The sequence below is a fragment of the Microvirga sp. GCM10011540 genome (assembly GCF_042650665.1).
Lineage (GTDB): Bacteria > Pseudomonadota > Alphaproteobacteria > Rhizobiales > Beijerinckiaceae > Microvirga > Microvirga lenta.
In genome coordinates this window covers 1-17,124 of record NZ_JBHSBQ010000013.1, presented here as the reverse complement: position 1 = coordinate 17,124, position 17,124 = coordinate 1, and the positions used below count along the sequence as shown (strand labels likewise).

General features: G+C 61.5%; 21 protein-coding genes. 10 read left to right on the top strand and 11 right to left on the bottom strand.

What is annotated here, in order from left to right; all coding sequences use genetic code 11:
* Positions 1–447 precede the first annotated feature (447 nt).
* The gene (locus ACFOYU_RS05505) at positions 448–1,767 is read left to right on the top strand and encodes a DNA cytosine methyltransferase (protein ID WP_377032772.1); all 1,320 of its coding nucleotides are present in this window, start codon (positions 448–450) and stop codon (positions 1,765–1,767) included.
* Between the two features lie 585 nt (positions 1,768–2,352).
* The gene (locus tag ACFOYU_RS05500) at positions 2,353–3,054 is read left to right on the top strand and encodes a hypothetical protein (protein WP_377032771.1); all 702 of its coding nucleotides are present in this window, start codon (positions 2,353–2,355) and stop codon (positions 3,052–3,054) included.
* Positions 3,055–3,131: 77 nt separating this feature from the next.
* Here ACFOYU_RS05500 and ACFOYU_RS05495 read toward each other — a convergent pair whose 3' ends face one another.
* Positions 3,132–3,401: a hypothetical protein gene (locus ACFOYU_RS05495; protein ID WP_377032770.1), complete on the bottom strand. Its 270-nt coding sequence runs from the start codon at positions 3,399–3,401 to the stop codon at positions 3,132–3,134.
* Positions 3,402–4,122: 721 nt separating this feature from the next.
* Entirely contained in the window at positions 4,123–4,377 is a 255-nt protein-coding gene (locus ACFOYU_RS05490) for a PilZ domain-containing protein (RefSeq protein WP_226742071.1), read from the bottom strand.
* Between the two features lie 428 nt (positions 4,378–4,805).
* Here ACFOYU_RS05490 and ACFOYU_RS05485 point away from each other — a divergent pair, with 428 nt between their 5' ends.
* Positions 4,806–5,108: a hypothetical protein gene (locus ACFOYU_RS05485; protein ID WP_377032769.1), complete on the top strand. Its 303-nt coding sequence runs from the start codon at positions 4,806–4,808 to the stop codon at positions 5,106–5,108.
* Positions 5,109–5,151: 43 nt separating this feature from the next.
* Positions 5,152–5,427 carry a hypothetical protein gene (locus ACFOYU_RS05480; protein WP_226742073.1) on the top strand — a complete coding sequence of 92 codons (276 nt, stop codon included), beginning with the start codon at positions 5,152–5,154 and terminating at the stop codon, positions 5,425–5,427.
* 131 nt (positions 5,428–5,558) lie between these two features.
* Here ACFOYU_RS05480 and ACFOYU_RS05475 read toward each other — a convergent pair whose 3' ends face one another.
* The 3 genes from ACFOYU_RS05475 to ACFOYU_RS05465 all read right to left on the bottom strand — a co-directional run bounded on the left by ACFOYU_RS05475 (position 5,559) and on the right by ACFOYU_RS05465 (position 6,863).
* Positions 5,559–5,759, bottom strand: a complete 201-nt coding sequence (locus tag ACFOYU_RS05475; RefSeq protein ID WP_377032768.1) for a hypothetical protein — start codon at positions 5,757–5,759, stop codon at positions 5,559–5,561.
* 99 nt (positions 5,760–5,858) lie between these two features.
* The gene (locus ACFOYU_RS05470) at positions 5,859–6,113 is read right to left on the bottom strand and encodes a DUF6894 family protein (RefSeq protein WP_226742075.1); all 255 of its coding nucleotides are present in this window, start codon (positions 6,111–6,113) and stop codon (positions 5,859–5,861) included.
* Positions 6,114–6,137: 24 nt separating this feature from the next.
* Entirely contained in the window at positions 6,138–6,863 is a 726-nt protein-coding gene (locus ACFOYU_RS05465) for a BON domain-containing protein (RefSeq protein ID WP_377032767.1), read from the bottom strand.
* 290 nt (positions 6,864–7,153) lie between these two features.
* On the opposite strand from ACFOYU_RS05465, the gene ACFOYU_RS05460 reads away from it, so the two are divergent.
* Positions 7,154–7,609, top strand: a complete 456-nt coding sequence (locus ACFOYU_RS05460) for a cupredoxin domain-containing protein (protein WP_377032766.1) — start codon at positions 7,154–7,156, stop codon at positions 7,607–7,609.
* Between the two features lie 107 nt (positions 7,610–7,716).
* Positions 7,717–8,007, top strand: a complete 291-nt coding sequence (locus tag ACFOYU_RS05455) for a hypothetical protein (protein WP_377032765.1) — start codon at positions 7,717–7,719, stop codon at positions 8,005–8,007.
* A 929-nt stretch (positions 8,008–8,936) separates the two neighbouring features.
* Here the strand turns inward: ACFOYU_RS05455 and ACFOYU_RS05450 are convergent.
* Entirely contained in the window at positions 8,937–9,098 is a 162-nt protein-coding gene (locus ACFOYU_RS05450) for a hypothetical protein (RefSeq protein WP_377032764.1), read from the bottom strand.
* A 533-nt stretch (positions 9,099–9,631) separates the two neighbouring features.
* On the opposite strand from ACFOYU_RS05450, the gene ACFOYU_RS05445 reads away from it, so the two are divergent.
* From ACFOYU_RS05445 to ACFOYU_RS05435, 3 genes are all read left to right on the top strand, one after another.
* A complete protein-coding gene (locus ACFOYU_RS05445; protein WP_377032763.1) occupies positions 9,632–10,246 on the top strand; it encodes an undecaprenyl diphosphate synthase family protein in 615 nt (204 codons plus the stop codon).
* An 860-nt stretch (positions 10,247–11,106) separates the two neighbouring features.
* The gene (locus ACFOYU_RS05440) at positions 11,107–11,397 is read left to right on the top strand and encodes a hypothetical protein (protein WP_377032762.1); all 291 of its coding nucleotides are present in this window, start codon (positions 11,107–11,109) and stop codon (positions 11,395–11,397) included.
* Between the two features lie 243 nt (positions 11,398–11,640).
* The gene (locus ACFOYU_RS05435; RefSeq protein ID WP_377032761.1) at positions 11,641–11,928 is read left to right on the top strand and encodes a hypothetical protein; all 288 of its coding nucleotides are present in this window, start codon (positions 11,641–11,643) and stop codon (positions 11,926–11,928) included.
* A gap of 55 nt (positions 11,929–11,983) precedes the next feature.
* Here ACFOYU_RS05435 and ACFOYU_RS05430 read toward each other — a convergent pair whose 3' ends face one another.
* Together ACFOYU_RS05430 and ACFOYU_RS05425 are read right to left on the bottom strand one after the other, a co-directional pair.
* Positions 11,984–12,619: an SGNH/GDSL hydrolase family protein gene (locus ACFOYU_RS05430; RefSeq protein WP_377032760.1), complete on the bottom strand. Its 636-nt coding sequence runs from the start codon at positions 12,617–12,619 to the stop codon at positions 11,984–11,986.
* Entirely contained in the window at positions 12,616–12,999 is a 384-nt protein-coding gene (locus tag ACFOYU_RS05425) for a response regulator (protein ID WP_226741092.1), read from the bottom strand. The genes ACFOYU_RS05430 and ACFOYU_RS05425 overlap by 4 nt, the downstream gene beginning before the upstream one ends.
* Before the next feature lie 336 nt (positions 13,000–13,335).
* Between ACFOYU_RS05425 and ACFOYU_RS05420 the strand changes: the two genes are divergently transcribed.
* Positions 13,336–13,575 carry a hypothetical protein gene (locus ACFOYU_RS05420; RefSeq protein WP_377032759.1) on the top strand — a complete coding sequence of 80 codons (240 nt, stop codon included), beginning with the start codon at positions 13,336–13,338 and terminating at the stop codon, positions 13,573–13,575.
* Positions 13,576–13,697: 122 nt separating this feature from the next.
* Here the strand turns inward: ACFOYU_RS05420 and ACFOYU_RS05415 are convergent, their stop codons facing one another.
* From ACFOYU_RS05415 to ACFOYU_RS05405, 3 genes are all read right to left on the bottom strand, one after another.
* Complete coding sequence (locus ACFOYU_RS05415; protein WP_377032758.1) at positions 13,698–14,810, bottom strand: calcium-binding protein; 1,113 nt, start codon at positions 14,808–14,810, stop codon at positions 13,698–13,700.
* A gap of 298 nt (positions 14,811–15,108) precedes the next feature.
* Positions 15,109–16,248, bottom strand: coding sequence for an iron-containing alcohol dehydrogenase (locus ACFOYU_RS05410; protein ID WP_377032757.1), 1,140 nt, complete (start codon positions 16,246–16,248; stop codon positions 15,109–15,111).
* Between the two features lie 202 nt (positions 16,249–16,450).
* On the bottom strand, positions 16,451–17,124 hold a 674-nt coding region (locus ACFOYU_RS05405), incomplete at its 5' end, for an ABC transporter substrate-binding protein (RefSeq protein ID WP_377032756.1).

Below are 17,124 nucleotides of genomic sequence, written 5' to 3'. Positions count from 1 at the left end.
GCTCATCAGAAATGTCCGGATTGGGTCAAATTTTCACCTTCAGGCAGCTCAAGGAACGTCTGCTCTTAATCGCTGAAGTGGACTAAGCTCTTTCCTCGGAGGAGTGCCATTCGCAGGCCTTCGAGTCAGGGGCGCCGGAGCCGCACAGGTGATCCCGCCATTGCAGACAGCGGCTGTGAACTGCCTTCACGTGGGTGTCTTGCATTACCCGGGCCCCCCTATGCCTTAGGTCCGGTGGCGGAGCGCATCTACGATCACGTCGAAGGCTGCCGAGGACTGCCGACGGCTCGGGTAGTAGAGGTGGTATCCGGACTAAGGGGGCACCAATCCTCCAGCACCCGCTGCATAGTCTCGGTCCCATTCTCTCCCTGAGCTCACCTGTGCGTAATGAATCCTTTCGTTAAGGATCAATAGGTAAATAAGCCTCGATGACCGAGGATCTATGTAATGCGTGTGGTCGAGGTATGCTGCGGAGCTGGAGGCATGTCGCTAGGCCTGAGCCGCGCCGGCTTCAGGGTTGATCGAGCTATCGACGTCTGGCCCGCCGCTCTTAGGGTTTACCGTGACAACATTCCGAAGACTTCGCTCCTTAGCCACCAGCATCATGCCCGCCAAGGCGATTTGTCCGATCTGATCGCTCTTGTGCCCCACGTGCTTGGCCTCCGATGTGACCTGATCGCAGGCTCGCCGCCCTGCCAGGATTTCTCCTCCGCCGGCTCCCGGATCGAGGGGACGCGCGCCGACCTCACTCTGGGCTACGCGATCTTCGTCGCCGCCGTAAGACCGCGTTGGATTCTCATGGAGAACGTGCCGAATGCAAGAGCCTCAATAGCATGGCGCCAAGCCCGGACCGTCCTCAAGCGCGCCGGGTACGGACTGACAGAACAAATCGTCGACGCCAGCGAATACGGCGTCGGACAGGCCAGACAACGCTTTATCGTGGTTGGCCGCCTCGGCGAGGCCGACGGCTTTCTTGATGAAGCTATTGAAGCAGCCAAGAGCAAGAGGCCGACAACCGTTCGGGACATGCTCGGCGACGATGTCGGAGTTCATCCCGGCGGGGATTACCCACCTGACACTCGTGTGTTTTTCGTGCGGCCCTTCAAGAATGGCAGGGGTGTACGATCAATCGATGAACCTTGTCCCTCAATCATTCGCACTACGGGAGAAAAGGCTTCCCGCAACTACCGACCCCACCCTCATGATATTGCCCCGCACGACAAGGTTCCTCCCCTGACAAGCGAGCAGCTTTCACGGCTTCAGGGCTTCCCAAAGGACTGGTCATGGCGGGCGATCAAGACGGTACGTGAGCGTGATCAGATGATCGCCAACGCCGTGCCTGCTCCCCTCGCAGAGGCCATCGGGCGGCTTATCGTGGCCAGGGACAAGGGCGAGAGCATTCCAGCCGTCGAGCCCGCATACGTGAAATGGCTTTCCAGCACGAAGGATTTGTCGGGTCCAGTGCTGCGCAACCGCAAGGCTCACCTCAACAGAGCCCGGAAACTCTTGAAAGGTCGAATCCTGGCGGATCTCGAAGCCGAGATCGCCCTTCTCGAGAGTGCGAAGGAATTCACGGTTCTGGCACCCTCGGTGAAATCTGATCTCCGGTTGGCGCTGCGGCTGCATGCGGAGTGGCGCACCATCTCTAGGAAGATGTCGAACCCTGAGGTGCACGAGGTGGACAGAGATGACGAGCATCAACCCACCGACATCGGGCCGCCCACGATCCGACTCCAGATCAAGAAAAGCAATACGCCAGCATTGTGACGCTGTGATCATCGATGACGCATGAGCCTTAATATTGCCGATTGCGCTGCCACAGATCAGGTTTGACGACACCGCAACGAATATTTTCGTGACAGATCAAGCAACGGACATGATCGGCCACCCTGACTGCGGCATGGTACCAAGGACATAAGGCTAAAGTTTAAGGTAGGACGCCCATGGACCACCAACACTATTGGGCGCCCCGGCCAGCTAGCGATGGCTGAGCCGCGTTTCGCAGGATCTTGGCCAGCGTATCTGCCTCGGGACCGGTGCCGTCCTCGGTCACGATGCCGGCCTTCCGAGCCGCCGATATAGATCCGAGGCTCCTCCTTCCTGTCCTCCACCTGCCCCCTCCCATGTTCACCGCCGGCGGTCCAGCGGCTTGTATTCATCAGATGCATAGCGGCCGCCGGCAGCAAGACCAAGGTGTTGACGCGATTTGATTTTCGAGATTTCGCGCACCCTCGCCAATGTAATTCGCGCGATTTTTCATTTTCCTGGGAAGCGGCCTTCGTCGGCTTGCTTGCGACATGCGCTGACAGGCAGCAATGTGACGGTGTCGGACCTAACGGGGAGGACGACATCATGAAGGGGATTTTTACTGCACTCGCCACGATCATGAGGGCAGTCGCGAGGGCCATGAGGACGACATTGCACTGGTGCACCAAGACGAGCACGTGGATCGCCGAGACGACGATGGACGCGGCCGCCTGGACGGCCGAGAAGACCGTTGACCTGACGACCGCGGCGGTCGACACCGGGGTCGCCGCCGTACGAGCCCCAGGCGTCCTGCTCTCGAGCTTGGTGGGCGGAGGGGTCGCAATGCCCGCGCCCGTAGCCCAGGAAGCCGCCCATGAGCGCCGGATGCAGGATGTCGGCGCCGCCGTCGAGGCACTTCAGCAGCGCCGCAAGGCAATCCAATCGCAAGAGCTGATGCGTCCCCAGGACCTGATCGGCGAGATTGTCTATCGGTTCGCGTCAGCCACGGGTCGCGAGCGCTACGATGTCGATCTTGAGATGCTGCCTCCTCACATCAGGTCGTGGCTGCTGTCGAGGGACGAGTCGACGCTCCAGCGACTCGCGGCTGCTGGTCCGGCCAAGTGCGGTTTGGTGGGATCGGGCAGGCGCAGCGGCCTCGTTGGGATCGATGGGCCGGAGGCTCCCGAGTTGGATCCGGAGCCGGTGATGAAGCGGGCGGCCATCGAGCCGTACATGCAGAACTCGACCCGGGTCGGCAGGATTGCGGCGGCGAAGGCTCTGCGGAACCCCACCTTCACGATGAACTGACCGTCTCATGGAGATCGAGAACGACAAAGGCCCGGGGAGCTCCCGGGCCTTTCCTTTTGGACGTGGTGGTGTGCCGGCTAGTGAGCTAGGGCGGCAAGGGCCTCATCGCGGTGCCGGAGGGCGCGATGCAGGCGGGCGATCTCGTCCTCCAGCTCGCTGACGCGGCCGATGGCGGCGATGGCAACGTCGGCCATCGCGTCTGCACTGCCCTCTGCGCTATAGAGGGCGTTCTCCCATGCGGCGAGAGTCTGCGCCTGACGGCGCTTAGCGGAGGCACGGGCAAGATCCATGACCATTCCGGTCATGCCGTAGGCCAGCACCGTGGCGGCGGCGTTGGGATGCATCATGTGGGCGACCTCCTGTGAAACCTTGGCCTTACAAATGAGCCCGCGGGGAGTCCCCGTCAAGGGCCCGAGGGCGGGATTCGCCTGGAATACCCGGGGGTTACACGTTTGGCCGAGCGTCGACTCCCATTGCCGCCGACACGCTGAGTGTCCAGAAATGTCTCCACTCTTCACAAGCGGGGACATTTCTGGATAGAAGACACGAGGCCCGGTCATCCCGGAAGCCGCCGCTCGCGGCCACGGAAGCGACCCCATCGGCGTCGCCCAAGTATCTGGAATCTTTCGCCCGCCCGGGGCATAGTCACCGTGCCCGGCTCCTCCTGCCAGGGCGGCTCCTCCTCCCTCGTGCCGCTGCCCTCCCCGGTGGCGGCATCGGCGTTTCAGGGGTTGTGGAAAACCGGGCGGGTGATATGAGTGTGATATAGAAATGCCAAGCTTGAGATGAAGAGCAGCGGACTTGGCACGGAAATGGCTTAAAATAACGGTTATGCAGAAGCCACATGCGAATAAAATAGCGGACTCTGACTCCGTTAGTCTTGGTTCGAATCCAGGTCCCCCAGCCACTCCTCTTCCAAATTTCCCAGCACGATCACCTCGCCCTCTCCGGACGGTGATTGTGCACGCCTCCCCGAAGGCTGAACAGAAGAACGGCGAGAGACCTGTCGTCTTCCCGCCGTCATGATTCCGTTTCTGGCCGCCCATGAACGTACCCGGGCGCTTCAGGCTAGTCGGTGAACATCACGCCGTATTCCCTGCCGTTGGCCCAGATCAGCCGGGCGCTGGCACGCATCCCCTCTTCGGGGATCTGCAGCTCGAATTCCAGCGGGATCTCGACAGGTTGGGTAAACCCGAGCCGCGCCCCGGATGCGGAGATGTCCGACAGGCTGCATTCAGCGAATGCGATCCCCCACCTGTCGACGATTTCGCCCTTCAAATGCGTAGCGAAGCGCTCGCTCTCGCGTCGGTCATGCTCTGTCATGGTTCCCCCCTTCCAATGCTCATGGAGTAGGAGGGGATGCTGACGCCAAGCTGTCGCGGCCGCTCGGGCGGCCCGAGAAAATGGCCCGGCGGCGCTCCAGGGTCGTCCGATTGACAGGCCTCAGAAGTACTTCGACTTGCGGCCGTCCGCGTAGACCACGAAACCGACGACAGCCACGGCTGCAAGGACGACGGTCGTCACGATGAACTCGATCATCGGGCATCTCCGAAAATGTGATTCGACAGGCCCACTCCTGCCAGCCCATTGGGATTGGGGCAACCTTCTTTTCGGTCTTGCTCCGTCGCCGGAGCGAGATATGCACCGCGGCTCCTACCCCGGCACCATCGCCGCCCCTAGGTTCAGAAGGGTACCTGTCGAGCCAAGCCTTCGAATCGGGAGGAGAGGCCCGTTTCATCGAGGAAACCATCTTGAGTGATCGTGTCGAATATTGGTGGATCAGCTACAGCACCGAGACGCAGCCGGCCGAGGTGACCTTCCGGGGTGGCATTCCCGTTCATGCGCGTCTGATCGGGACGCGCGATCTCGTCGCGGCGGCGTCGATCGAGCTGCTGGACCGCCTTCCCGCGGCCCCGAAACCCGTCTTCGAGAGAGCCGCGACACCCGCACCACCCGCGCCGAAGGAACCGACGAGCCCCATGTGGCTGATCGGCATCATCGTGCTGACGCTTCTCTACTGGTTCTCGGGCCAGATCTTCGACGCTATCAAATAGTGCGGAATCGACTCGTTAACGCGACTCGTGGCATCAGACGGCCATGTCCAATCCCCCTTATTCCCGCGCCACCACCGCCATATCCGAGATCACCGGTCAGCCTGTCAGCACCTGGTCGGAGGAATGGCAGCACGAATGCGAGGCCCGCACTGTTCTCGCCATGTCAAAGGCCGAGCGGGACGCTTTCTTCAACGGCTCCACCGACGAGGATGGGAAGCGCAAGGAGCGCGGCATCATCGCCATTCGAGGTCAGAAGGCAGCGGAAACCCTCCGGGGAAACATGGAACGGCTCATGGCCGCCCGCACGAGAAAGCCGTAGGCGCGACCATCGGCGGGCCTCCGCCGACGGCCGACCGAGCCGGGCCTCCCCGTCAGGCGTGCACGATCATCGGCGCATGAGCGCCGATGATCGTGCACATTCCTGGGATGTCGCAATGCGGAGGGCGGCCGCTATACCCGGTTGCGGCGACGTGAGAAGTACCAGATCACGGCTATGACGATGATCACCAGCAGGATGATCCACCAGTAATCGGCGATGCCCCCGGCTGCCGGCTCAGCGGGAACGGTCTCCGGGGCAGGTGCCGGGACCTGCGCCATCGCAGACGACACAGCCAGAAAGAGGAAGCTGACGAATGCTGCAAGCTTGCTCATGCACTTTCTCCATTGCGCCTGCGAACCGCCAAGTTCGCCGCTGGGTGAACGCTCCCTGAAGGAGGATGTTCCTTCCGCAGGAGCGGATAACGTCGCCCGCTAGGACTCGGCCGGTGCTTCGGAGAGATCCTCGACCACCAGGGAGAGCGCAACCCGCAGCACCGGCTGCCCTGCTTCCGTCCTCACGCTGACGATGAAGACACGCTGATCGCCTTCAGGGAGATGGTCGCTCGCCATGTCCGGCAGGGCTCTCCGGGCTTCCCGCCTCGCGGCCTCAAGACCGTCGAGTTCCAGCCCCTCTTCGTCGCGGAAGAAGCGCTCGCCGTCGTAGGTGTCAAAGAAATAGCGTGGCACGGCCGCTCCTGCTTCTGGCGGCGCTCATCGAAGAGCACTCCCTTCCGGACGGACGCGCAGGTTGTTCTGCACATGGGCGACCCCGGAGACGGATTCGGCAATGTCCTCCGCCCTACGCTTGTCGAGGCGGCTGTGGACCATACCGGACAGCGTCACTTCCTGGTCTCGCACGAGCACCTCGATGTCGGATGCATCGAGATAGGGGTGGTCCGTCAGCCGCTGGTTCACGTCGTCCTGGATCCGCTCGTCCGACCGGCGGTAGTTGCGCGGACCGCGTCCGCGATGGTGCCGCTCGGAGGCATCCGGCTCCAGGCCCACGGCCCCTGCCAGGTTCTCGTAGAAACTCTCCGAAGCCCGGAGAAGCCCTCGCCCGGCCCGGCGGTCCTGCTCCCATTGGTCATGGATGGAGCGAGCATGGTGGCGCGACGGGCGCTGCCGGTAATGTTCGTCCCGCCTCCACCGATCGTCGGACCGCATCCGGTCCTCGTATCCGGGGGCTCTTTCGGAGCGGTAGAGCGGCTCGTCGGACAGCGCGCCGGTTCCACCCCGGGCAAAACCTTCCTCGACGTAGTAGTCGGCCGCGACCCGCGGCGCCCAGAAACTGGGACTGTCGTCCCTGTCGGCGGACCTCGCATAGGCGGGGCGCCTCTCCAGATAGGCTCCCTGTTCGGCGCGGTACTCGTTGCGGAGATACTCGTCCACTTCGTCCGGGGTCCCATACCCCCTACCGGCACGATCCCAAGCCGCCATCGGTCTGCCCTTTCGTTATCTGGAGCGATTTCCAACGGATGAACCTCCCCCTCCCCGTCAGGTTCCATCCGCCCCTCGGACCGCGGCCGTTACGGGCCTGCCGATTGTACGCCACCGAACCGAGACTCTGCCCTGGCCGCGCAACCCATCCACGGCAGGGTGATTGATCCGTAGCCAGCAGGCACTGCCGGAGCCCGCCGAGACCTGTGCGAGCGGCCCGGCTTTCGGTGTTCCGGCGCGAACAGAGGTAAGGGATAATGTCGAGCGAGAGTATGGGCCGGAAATCCCCGATGCGGCTCCTCGCAGGAGCGGGGTTTTTGCTGACGGGTCTGGCGGCGACCGCCACGGAGGTTTCGGCCCAGACACCGAGCCCTCCCGTCGTGAGCGGCGAAGTCGCCACGCCGGTGGAGATCACGATGAACTACGTCAACGGCGATGTGCAATGCGGCCCGCCCCGCGCACGCCTGCCCGCACGGGACCCTCTCGAATTGCGGGTCATCAACCGCGCAGATCGGATCATCACGTTCGCGGCTCCCAAGTTCTTCGCCGCGACGCAGCACATCGAATCGGCCGGCTTTGTCGTCGATCTGGTGAAGGGCGGCTTTACCGTTGCGCCACAGAGCACGGCGAGAGTTCTCCTGCGAACACCGGCTCCGGGGGAGTATTACTTCTCGTGTTTCGAGGCGGAGGAGATACCCGATCCCCAGTCGAGCGGTTTTCTCATCGTCGTTCCCGCTGCCCGATAGACCATGTCTCGACCCGCACGGAAACAGCCAGGCTCGAACCTGACCCCCGTGCAGACCGTTTGGTGCAAGAGAGCTTTGCCGCAATCGAACCGGCAAAGATGAGGCGTATGATGAAGGCTGCACTCTTCCTTTCGCTGGCCCTTGCTGCCGGCACGATCACTTCCAGCGCACACGCGCAAGTGTTGACCCAGCCGGAAAGCGCCCAGCTGCCGCGCGCCACCGTTCGGATCCCGACTCAGGGGCTGGGCTATTCCGTGCTTCACGAAGGCGGAGGCATACCGTCCAGACCCCATCGGGTTCACGTGACGTGCCGGGTGGACGAGTCCTTCGCGAGGACCTATTGCCCGTCTCCTCGGTACGACGCTTACTGCCCGAACGCGACGATCGTCTGCCGCTGAGGAAGTCCGCATCAAGCGACAAAGCGCTGCGTACAGACGTAGCGCTTTGTCGTGTCTCGACGGGAACTTCCGACGAACTCGACCGCATCGCCCGGCCGAAAGTCGGTGCCGCCATTCTTGCCGGCATTGTCAGTGTAGGCGCCCCCTGCCCTCCCTGGTCAAAGTTGGAGTCGCCTTAATTTGGGAAAGCTCGGATTGGGGGTTCTGGAAACCAGAAATCGGGTGGATTCAGCGGCTCCGCGCGCACTTGCTCTCGGGCGCTCTGAATGAGGCTGGTTGCGCCAAGCGTTCGCGGCTATGCCAACTGGCACCTCGCGACTTGATGAGGTGGGGGATCGGCAGCTCCAGCCGGGCTTATCAAACGGTGAGAAAACCCGGCGAGCAGAAACCGTTCAGATGAATCCGAGTTTTGGTAATTACGCTCGAAAGCGCATAGTGACATATACCGGTTCAGCTTAGCCACTGATGTTTCTGCGCAAAATTTCGATGTAACATCATCAAAATCTCGGCGGCCTTACGGCACGAAGGAAGCGTTAACTATACGAACTGAAGGCTTCACTTTGCACCGCGATAGTCTAATCTTTATCAGACCTTGGTCTGACGTGCGACATTCTGGCTTTTTGTCTGTCGGACAGTGGATCGCCGGGAGTATTTCAGCCAGCGCCTTTCCCCCCGCCGCTATCAGGTCGTACGGGCTCCACCAGGAGCGGCCTGCCTCCAAACGGACCTGCGACGCAATGAGGATAAAGTCTAATCGGACGATGGTCTGATTTCGGTAGGCCCCAGCTGGGCCGATCTGTGCGACACTGGGAACAAGCGGTTGCGGGATTGAGGCGGAAACGGAACAGCACCCGGCCTCCGCTCATCGAAAGGTCGCTCGTTGGGCCGCTGGAGGTTCGGCAAGGGAATCGAGCCGATAGACCGAGGCTTCAGATGCCCGTGCCTTTGACCCTGCTCAGCATCTCCCAATTCTCGCCGGCCGCGATCATGCAGGCCGTGCCGTTCGGCATGGTCATCACCATCGACCACGTTCCGCTGGACGAGGCGAAAACTTCCACGACACGCCCCGGCTGCGCCAGGCCTATGCTCACAGGGCTTTCCTTATACTGCTCGGACAGTACCTTCACGAGTTGATCTCGGGGGCCGCATGACGTCTGGGCAGAGACCGGCGAGGAGGCGAACGCGGCCAAGGCACCAAACACCAGGGCCGAAGGAAGGGATCGGCGGATCATGTCAATTCCTTGCGTTTGCCCGCAATAATCCCTTGGCGTCCGGCTAACGCCCGAATGAAGAAAAAGCTCCGTTGACCTCCTCGGGTCGGTGGCGGGAGGGATCAGCCCTCACGAATGTGTGTTCTGGCTGCGCTCTCCAGGCAGCGATAGACGAACTGAGCAGGCGCCGAGCGGCCGAGGCGCGGTAGCCGGATCGTATCTCCTCCAACCGCTCCTCTGACAAGTTAGCAGCACGACGCCGGCGAAAAGTTGCTAATGGTTGCGACCGGAGCATTTGCCTCTGGAGCGGGCGGCCCAGATCCTGCGGGTTATCACTCTTTCGAGTGACTTACCTTCGAGGCAAGAATAACCCAGGTTATTTTTTGAACCGCAGGATGGTCTCACAATCCGCCATGGCTAAAGGATCACTGCCGAAACATGTTGGTTTCATTCCCGATGGCAACCGGCGCTGGGCCGTCGACCGCGGGCTGACCAAGGATCAAGGCTACCGCTTCGGGGTCGATCCGGGCCTGGTCCTGTTCGAGATGTGCAGGAAGCTCGGGATTCCGGAGATCTCGATTTACGGCTTCACCCAGGACAACACGAAACGCCCCTCCCCGCAGATCCAGGAATTTCGTGCAGCCTGCGTTTCGTTTGCCCAGGAAGTTGCCAGCCGCGGCGCTGCCCTGCTGGTTGTCGGGCACGACAGGTCGCCGCTTTTTCCCGATGAGCTGCGGTGTTTTCGGACGCGGGAGGGGAGCGGAACCAAGGTCAATCTGCTGATCAACTACGATTGGGAGTGGGATCTCGCCGGACTGAAGGAAGGCGGCATCCGTTCGGAGGAGGTCTCCCGGCTCGACCTGATCGTACGGTGGGGCGGCGGGCGACGATTGAGCGGCTTCCTTCCGGTGCAGTCGGTTTATGCCGATTTCTACGTCGTGGACGACTACTGGCCGGACTTCAAGCCGCACCATTTCGATCAGGCGCTCAACTGGTTCAAGAAGCAGGATCAGACCCTGGGAGGATGAATGCCTCGCCAGCCGTCTGTCGTCCCCACAAAAGAGGCTCCCCATGGGAGCCTCAGTTTCTTTCAGGGAGGACCAATGCCGTCGGCCGATGATCACTCTCGGCCTCGTTCGTCCTTCGATCAACTCAATAATTTTAACCGATTATGAAGACCTGAGAGCACCGTCCCGCGCCGCTCTCTAGCGTGCTGCCCAAGCTCTCCAGGCCAGAACGGGGGCAAGCAAAGGCCACCCGAAGGCCGCAATGAGGATGTGCCGCAAACCAACACCCTCGTCTTCCTTGATCCCCGTCGAAAGCGCCAGCACTGCGATCACGACGCCGAGATAAGCGACCAGTACCCCCTCCATTCCCCTACCCTGCATGCTTGTTCATTGATGGAGTGCAGGGCTACAGGCGAATAAAACCGCAACCTATGCGGTGGGTGGTCGCGATGGGCGATTCAACGACCCTGGCGCAATTCTGCCACACCGCCGGAGGCGAGACCGGAACACGTCCTGACGCGGAACGCGGCTCATGAACCCACCAAGGCGGAAACAAGCACGCTCAGCGCATGGGCCAAGAAGATCAGGAACGGGATCAGCACGATGGCCGCGACGACCATGGCAAGCGACAGACCAAGATTACGCATACCGGGCTCCTGGACTTCGAACCTTCAGCTTTATCGGTAATCTTGGCTGCAAGATGTCTTGACGTCGGACAGGGCTCCAACTCCTCGACTTTTGCAGATGAGCCGGCACTACACCGAAAGAGGTACTCACGGAGCAAGCTTCACACTAACACCTATTGTTAGGGAATGCTCGTTGCACCTTAACTGATCGGAAAGGTATGTTTCTTCAACGGATTCCATGATCCGGAGGGAACAATGCGCAGCAACCAAGACAATCCTCTCCACTCTGGCAAGCAAAGCGCAGGACGCAAGGGGTTTCTGTCAGAAACGGACCTGAAGATTCTGTGGGTAGCGCGCACTTTGACGAATATTGACCTGCAGTACGAATCCGACTTGCTTAAATTGAACCAGAGTCGCGTTCCGCATGACTTGAAGAAGCCCATCCAGGCAGTGATCTTGTCACGGCACCATGCGAAGCGCGAACCTTACGTCAAACTGCTCGAGCAGCTTCAGGGGCAGCAGCGTCATCAAACGATTGCCGCCTGAGTCGACACGGCAGGCATTCAAACTCGCTTCCTTTTCGCTTTCCGGTTCGGCTGTTCCGCCCCCAGGCCCGGCCGAGTCGGGATCTTCAGCGCCTTCACGGGCGCTTCTTTTTTGTCGCCCCCTGCCCTTCGTGCTACGATCCTCACCTAAGGCCGTACCTTACAAAAGGCTTAGTCCACCTCCGTAATGGGTGCGGCTGCCTTCAGGGGATGGATGTTGATTGCGGATTTGACGATAGCCCTGTTGATGCCCGTCGCCGGGTTCTTCACAGCGATCTGGCTGCTGATCCTCTGGGTCGGAGATGCCGCCGTGACGCCGGAGATGGACAGCGGCCTCGATCCGATCACAGGCGTTCGTGACCAGGTCGGAATCTACGAATCCTATGAGTCCTACATCCCCATGCCCGACCATCTGAAGACGCAGGACGAGATGGTCGCTTGGATGACGAAGGAACTCCCCAAGCTGACGGCGGAAATATCCACGCCCGTAAACCCGCTCCATCAGCCCAGGGACATCCGCGATCCGGACTGAACGACAGGTTCCGTGAACGGCATCCTCGCAGGAGGCCGGACCGACTTGTGGCGGTTCAGTGGGCAAATACCTGCGATCGTGGAAGAATGCTGTTCCCGGCCACCACCTGGGCTATCGCAGAAGCGATCTTGTCCCCGCCTCTCGCGGAAGGCTCGATAGGGTTGGCGTAGTCGTCAGGCTCGTTGCAGAGCAGGCGCAGGTCGATCAGCGGCAATCGCCTCCCGAAGGCCTCACGCATGATGCAATCGTTGAAGAGTGCCAGGCCGGTCACCACGAGGCGCTGCTCCTGCGGATCGGGAAAGCGCGCATCGTAGATAGTGCACAGCGCAACCGGCAGCCGCCGCTCCGCGACCTTGTCCACCATGTCACGATAAACGCGGGCGAACTCGTCCCGCACATCCGCGAGCCTCCCCATGGCCTCGGCGACCGAACGCGCGCCCTCCCGGAGAACCCCTATGTTGCGCAGTCCATCGTTCCCGCCCGCACTGACGACGAGGTGGCTAGCGCTTTCAGGAACGTTGCGGAGCTGATGGTCGACATCACGGGTCACGGCGCCATCCACCGCACACAGGGTTGCCTGCCAGTCCCGCGGAAGCTTGGTGCGGACTTGCGCGACGACATCGGGCTCTCCACGGCGCACATAGGCCGCGTTGTCGAAGATGGAATCTCCCAGGAGGACCACGTGACTCACGGCGACCTCCCCACCAGCCGGTCGAGTGTGGGCGCAAGATGGCTGAGCAGGTAGGGCTTGGAGATGAACTCGCCTCCTTCCGGAACAGGACCGGATGTTGCATCGGAGTGCCCCGACATCATCACCACCGCCACGGTCGGCCACCGTTTGCGAACCAGCTCAGCCAGCTCGAATCCATCGACATTTCCGGGAACATGCGCATCCGTGACAACTCCACGGATGTCGGAGCGCTCGTCGAGGAGAGCCATGGCGACATCGGTGGTCTCAGCCTCGATCACCGCGAAGCCGGCTCCTTCGAGGTACCGAGCCACCGCCTCCCGCTGGGTCGTCTCCTCCTCGACGAGAACGATCACAGGCGGCTGTCGCGATTCCGAAGACATGGCCTACTCCAGAGGTGCATCCAGGCGTCGTGGAGCAACAACCGAGCCGGAACCGCCCTGGTTCCGCCCTTTGTGTCAATGGATTGACATGAGAGGTTGCCTGCCAGAGGATTTCTCAACCGCCCCGCGCGCACGTCCGGGTGGTCGGAAGTCATCCTTCACATCCCCTGCGCCCTAATCCTTTGGAGATAATCCTTTCGAGAAGTTGCGAATCTCCACGACGCGAACCTAAAGCTTGCAACAGCAAAGTTGATGCGAAGCACACAAGTAAGTAAGCCTTCTTAAACGCTCGCATCGCAAACTCGAACAGTAATCAATTACTGACGTGGGGCAGAAATGGACACAGCAATCGAGCATGTGGCGCGTGCGTTCTACGATGCGCAGGATGATGCACACTCTTGGGACCGCGAGCCCGAAATCCTGAAAGAGGAGTTTCGGCGCTATGCTCGCGAGGCCATTGCGCTGCTTCGCGGCGAGCATGCCGATGCGCAGCAGGACGACCTCGTCGAAGGATCTGAGGCCCTGCTCTATGCGGTCGGTCTCGAAGGATCGGTCGGAGCTCCTGTAGCGGCTTAGGCTGAGGAGCCGGATCCCTGCCTTCAGGGTCGTCGAGAAGAAAGGCCTGCGCTTGGTCGAAGCGCAGGCCTTTTCCAATTGGGATGGGGGCCCGTCCTCAACGGAGGAAGAGCACCCGGCGGTCAGACGATGAAGAACTCCTTGGCGCTCATCTTGAGGTTCTTGTCGAGCTTTGCAATCTCGACAGCTCGTCCCGAGCCGGAACCGTCGGCATCGTAGTAAAAGATTCCGTTCTTCTTGTTGTAGAACAGGTAGTCGTTCTTGTCCTTGGCCTCGCTGCCGACAGTGAAGAATGCGGATTTCAACTTGCCTGGTTTCGTCTCGGAGCCTTTCCCGAGTTTCTTGAAGACCGCGTTGTCAAGATAAACGCTATCGTCGCGCACGTTGTAACTTTTGATCGTATCGAGATTCGTTTTCTTGTTCGGCTTCCTATCGAAGACGAAGGCGTCCTTCCCCTTGCCGCCGGACATGACATCCTTGCCGTGTCCGCCATAGAGCTTGTCGTTATCAGCACCGTCATTGAGGCGGTCGTTTCCTTTTCCGCCCTTCAGGGAGTGGGCACCGACTCCGCTCCAAAGGGTATCGTTTCCGCTGCCACCATCGAGAATGTCGTTGAAGGCCGTGCCGACTATCGTATCGGAGCCCGGCGTTCCTGCCCTCGTGATGACGTCGCCCCAGGAGAGCGTCATCGCCCCCAAGGAGGCGAACTGCGCCTCGGTGAAGGAGATCGCATTGTTCGTGGCGTCGAAGCCGACGACGCCTCGGCTGGCGAGCTCCCCGAACTGGTGCGGCGCGAGACTGCCGATGGTCGAGCCATGGTCCGTCAGTACGACAACGTCGCTGGGGGACAGCGGCACTTGAAGAGCGTTCAACTGTGCAAGGGAAAACGGAAGAACGTTGTCCGCAACGTCGATCCGGTCGACGTTCCTGGCAAGAAGGCCGGAAATCTGCTCGATGGTGCCAGTGCCGAGTTCGGCGCCGGTATCGGCCAGAACGATGGTGTCGGCTGCCGTAAGCCTCACTGCAACCAGGGCTTCGTACTGCGACGTCGACAGGAACATCGAGTCGTTCGTGGCGTCGATGACATCGACACCGTTGGCGCCGAGTTCAGCAAGCTGCGCCAGGGTCAGGCCGTCGATGTTCTGGCCGGCATCCGCAAGAATGACTTCGTCTTCCGCCGAGAACGGTTTTGCCGCAGCGGTATACTCGGCATAAGTCAGAGTAATCGTGGCCATGCGCGCCTCACCATGTGCGTTTCATGCCCTCCTTGCTCACACGATGAGCCAGGAAGCCTTGCACCATTAGCTAGAGGCATATGGATGTTGCGTTATCCAACGTCCAAAAAGAGGTATCGGCAATACTCAGATGAGACTACTCTAAAAATACGTAGATCTATGCGCAGCAAGTATTCTCCGGAAAAGTTCTTGCAGTACCCCTAAACGAAAAGCACGCGGGGGAGCCGCATGATCCTCTGACCCGGTCGTGCTGGATTGGGCCGGGGCAATGCTTCTGCCGCCCCGGCCTTTGACGGATCTAGAGGGAGGCGGTCAGCATCGCCTCGTAGTCTGAAGCCGTCGCCTCGCGCGGGTTGGTCTTGTGCGTGTGGTCCTTGAGGGCGCCGTCGACGATCTGCGGGAACATGGAGGGCGTGATGTCGAGCTCACGCAGGCCGGACGGAAGACCCAAGCGCTTCGTCATGTCCCGGATCGCCGGCGTGACGGCCGCCGCGCCCTCCAACCCCATCGCTCTTGCGATGCGCTCCATCCGCCGGTCCGCGACGACGGTGGGAGCCGATGCGTTGAACTCGATCACGGCCGGGAGCAGCACGGCATTCAGGGTTCCGTGGTGCAGGCGCGGATTGAGAGCGCCGATGGAGTGGCTGAGGCTGTGGACGCAGCCGAGCCCCTTCTGGAACGCCATGGCTCCCTGCATGGCCGCGCTCATCATGTTGAGACGCGCCTCGCGATTGTCCGGCTTATGCGTGGCTTGAGCGATGTAGCGCCATCCCCGCTCCAGCCCGTCCAGGACGATCCCGTCGGCAGGCGGATTGAAGGCAGGCGCGAGAAAAGTCTCGATACAGTGGGAAATGGCGTCCATGCCTGTCGCTGCGGTCAGGTGCGGCGGCAGGCCGAAGGTCAGCTCGGGATCGCAGATCGCCGATTTCGGCACGAGGTGCGGAGAAAGCAGACCGGTCTTGCGGCCGTCGTCGAGAATCATCATGGAGCCGCGGCCGACCTCACTGCCGGTTCCTGCGGTCGTCGGGACGGCGATGACGGGCGCGACCTTCGGCGTGATGCGTGCCGTGCCGCCTTCGACCGCCGCATAGGTCCGCAATGGTCCTTCGTGGGTCGCGGAAAGGGCAACGGCCTTTGCCAGATCGATCGGGGAACCGCCTCCGACCGCGATCACCCCGTCGCAATCATGCTCCTTGTACATCGCGGTCGCATCACGCGCCGCACTCTCGGTCGGATTGGGAGGCGTCTGGTCGTACACCTGAAACGGGATCGAGTTGCCGAGTTTCGCCAGGACGCGGTCGAGCAATCCGGCAGCCCTGACGCCGGCATCCGTGACCACCAGCGGCCGGGAGATCCCGACCCGCTCGCATTCCTGCGGGAGGAGGCCGACGGCACCGAAATCGAACTGGATCGTGGTGATATAGTTGATGACCGCCATGGCGTTTTCACCCCTGTTGTCTGGCTGTTCTCATGACTGCCGATTTCGGTTCACGGGTGGCTTTCGAGCGGCAGACAGGTCTCGAAACCGCCGGTGCGGCGAACATCATCATGCGCTGTCCGCGTGCCCTGGGGCATTGATGGGGAGAAGTACCGGCCTCCGCGGCGATGCGCGGCGGAGGCCGGCAAAGGTCAGGACGGGATCAGTTCGCGCCCACGCCCGTCTTCAGCTTGGCCACGGCCGCCTTCTCCGGGAACACCGTCACAAGCTCGCCCCCCTGCCACTGCATCAGGAACGGGCTCACCCGCGTGTTCTGGCCCTGCTCGTTGAACTTGGCGCCCCAGCCGGTCGGCGTCGTCCCTTCCGGCACGTCCACCTTCATCACCGCCTCGCGGATCGCATCCGCCGACAGGTCCTTGGCCGAGGCCATGGCGTCCAGGAACACGTTCGCGCCCATGTAGTTCGCCAGGCTGTGGCCCGAGCGCGGCGGCGTGCCGTACTTGGCCTGGTACTTCTTCTCGAACGCGTCGATCCCCGGGGCCGCCGCCGGATTGGTGCGGTACTGGGTGAAGTCCACGTTCAGCGCCCCTTCCATGTTCTCAGGACCGACCGCTTTCACCGTATCCAGCAGCGAGTAACCGCCACCGGCGCCGATGGCTGCCTTGGGCTTGAAGCCCTGGTCCTTCATCTGGCGGAAGAACAGCACCGTGTCGTTCTGGTACGAGGTCTGCAGCACCACGTCGACACCGGCCGACTTCAGCCGCAGGATCACCGGCGTCAGGTCCACCGACTTGGCCGAGTACGGCAGCGTCTCGACCAGGTTGAGCCCCTTCTCCTGCGCCCGCTTCTGCTGGAACCCGGCCACGGTCTGGCCGT

Excerpts from the sequence above, each read along its gene's own strand:
- ACFOYU_RS05505 (WP_377032772.1), top strand. The coding sequence starts at position 448 with ATGCGTGTGGTCGAGGTATGCTGCGGAGCTGGAGGCATGTCGCTAGGC.
- ACFOYU_RS05425 (WP_226741092.1), bottom strand. The coding sequence starts at position 12,999 with ATGTCTTCGGAATCGCGACAGCCGCCTGTGATCGTTCTCGTCGAGGAG.
- ACFOYU_RS05475 (WP_377032768.1), bottom strand. The coding sequence starts at position 5,759 with ATGAGCAAGCTTGCAGCATTCGTCAGCTTCCTCTTTCTGGCTGTGTCG.
- ACFOYU_RS05495 (WP_377032770.1), bottom strand. The coding sequence starts at position 3,401 with ATGATGCATCCCAACGCCGCCGCCACGGTGCTGGCCTACGGCATGACC.
- ACFOYU_RS05480 (WP_226742073.1), top strand. The coding sequence starts at position 5,152 with ATGTCCAATCCCCCTTATTCCCGCGCCACCACCGCCATATCCGAGATC.
- ACFOYU_RS05445 (WP_377032763.1), top strand. The coding sequence starts at position 9,632 with ATGGCTAAAGGATCACTGCCGAAACATGTTGGTTTCATTCCCGATGGC.
- ACFOYU_RS05490 (WP_226742071.1), bottom strand. The coding sequence starts at position 4,377 with ATGACAGAGCATGACCGACGCGAGAGCGAGCGCTTCGCTACGCATTTG.
- ACFOYU_RS05455 (WP_377032765.1), top strand. The coding sequence starts at position 7,717 with ATGATGAAGGCTGCACTCTTCCTTTCGCTGGCCCTTGCTGCCGGCACG.
- ACFOYU_RS05440 (WP_377032762.1), top strand. The coding sequence starts at position 11,107 with ATGCGCAGCAACCAAGACAATCCTCTCCACTCTGGCAAGCAAAGCGCA.
- ACFOYU_RS05420 (WP_377032759.1), top strand. The coding sequence starts at position 13,336 with ATGGACACAGCAATCGAGCATGTGGCGCGTGCGTTCTACGATGCGCAG.
- ACFOYU_RS05500 (WP_377032771.1), top strand. The coding sequence starts at position 2,353 with ATGAAGGGGATTTTTACTGCACTCGCCACGATCATGAGGGCAGTCGCG.
- ACFOYU_RS05460 (WP_377032766.1), top strand. The coding sequence starts at position 7,154 with ATGCGGCTCCTCGCAGGAGCGGGGTTTTTGCTGACGGGTCTGGCGGCG.
- ACFOYU_RS05410 (WP_377032757.1), bottom strand. The coding sequence starts at position 16,248 with ATGGCGGTCATCAACTATATCACCACGATCCAGTTCGATTTCGGTGCC.
- ACFOYU_RS05415 (WP_377032758.1), bottom strand. The coding sequence starts at position 14,810 with ATGGCCACGATTACTCTGACTTATGCCGAGTATACCGCTGCGGCAAAA.
- ACFOYU_RS05465 (WP_377032767.1), bottom strand. The coding sequence starts at position 6,863 with ATGGCGGCTTGGGATCGTGCCGGTAGGGGGTATGGGACCCCGGACGAA.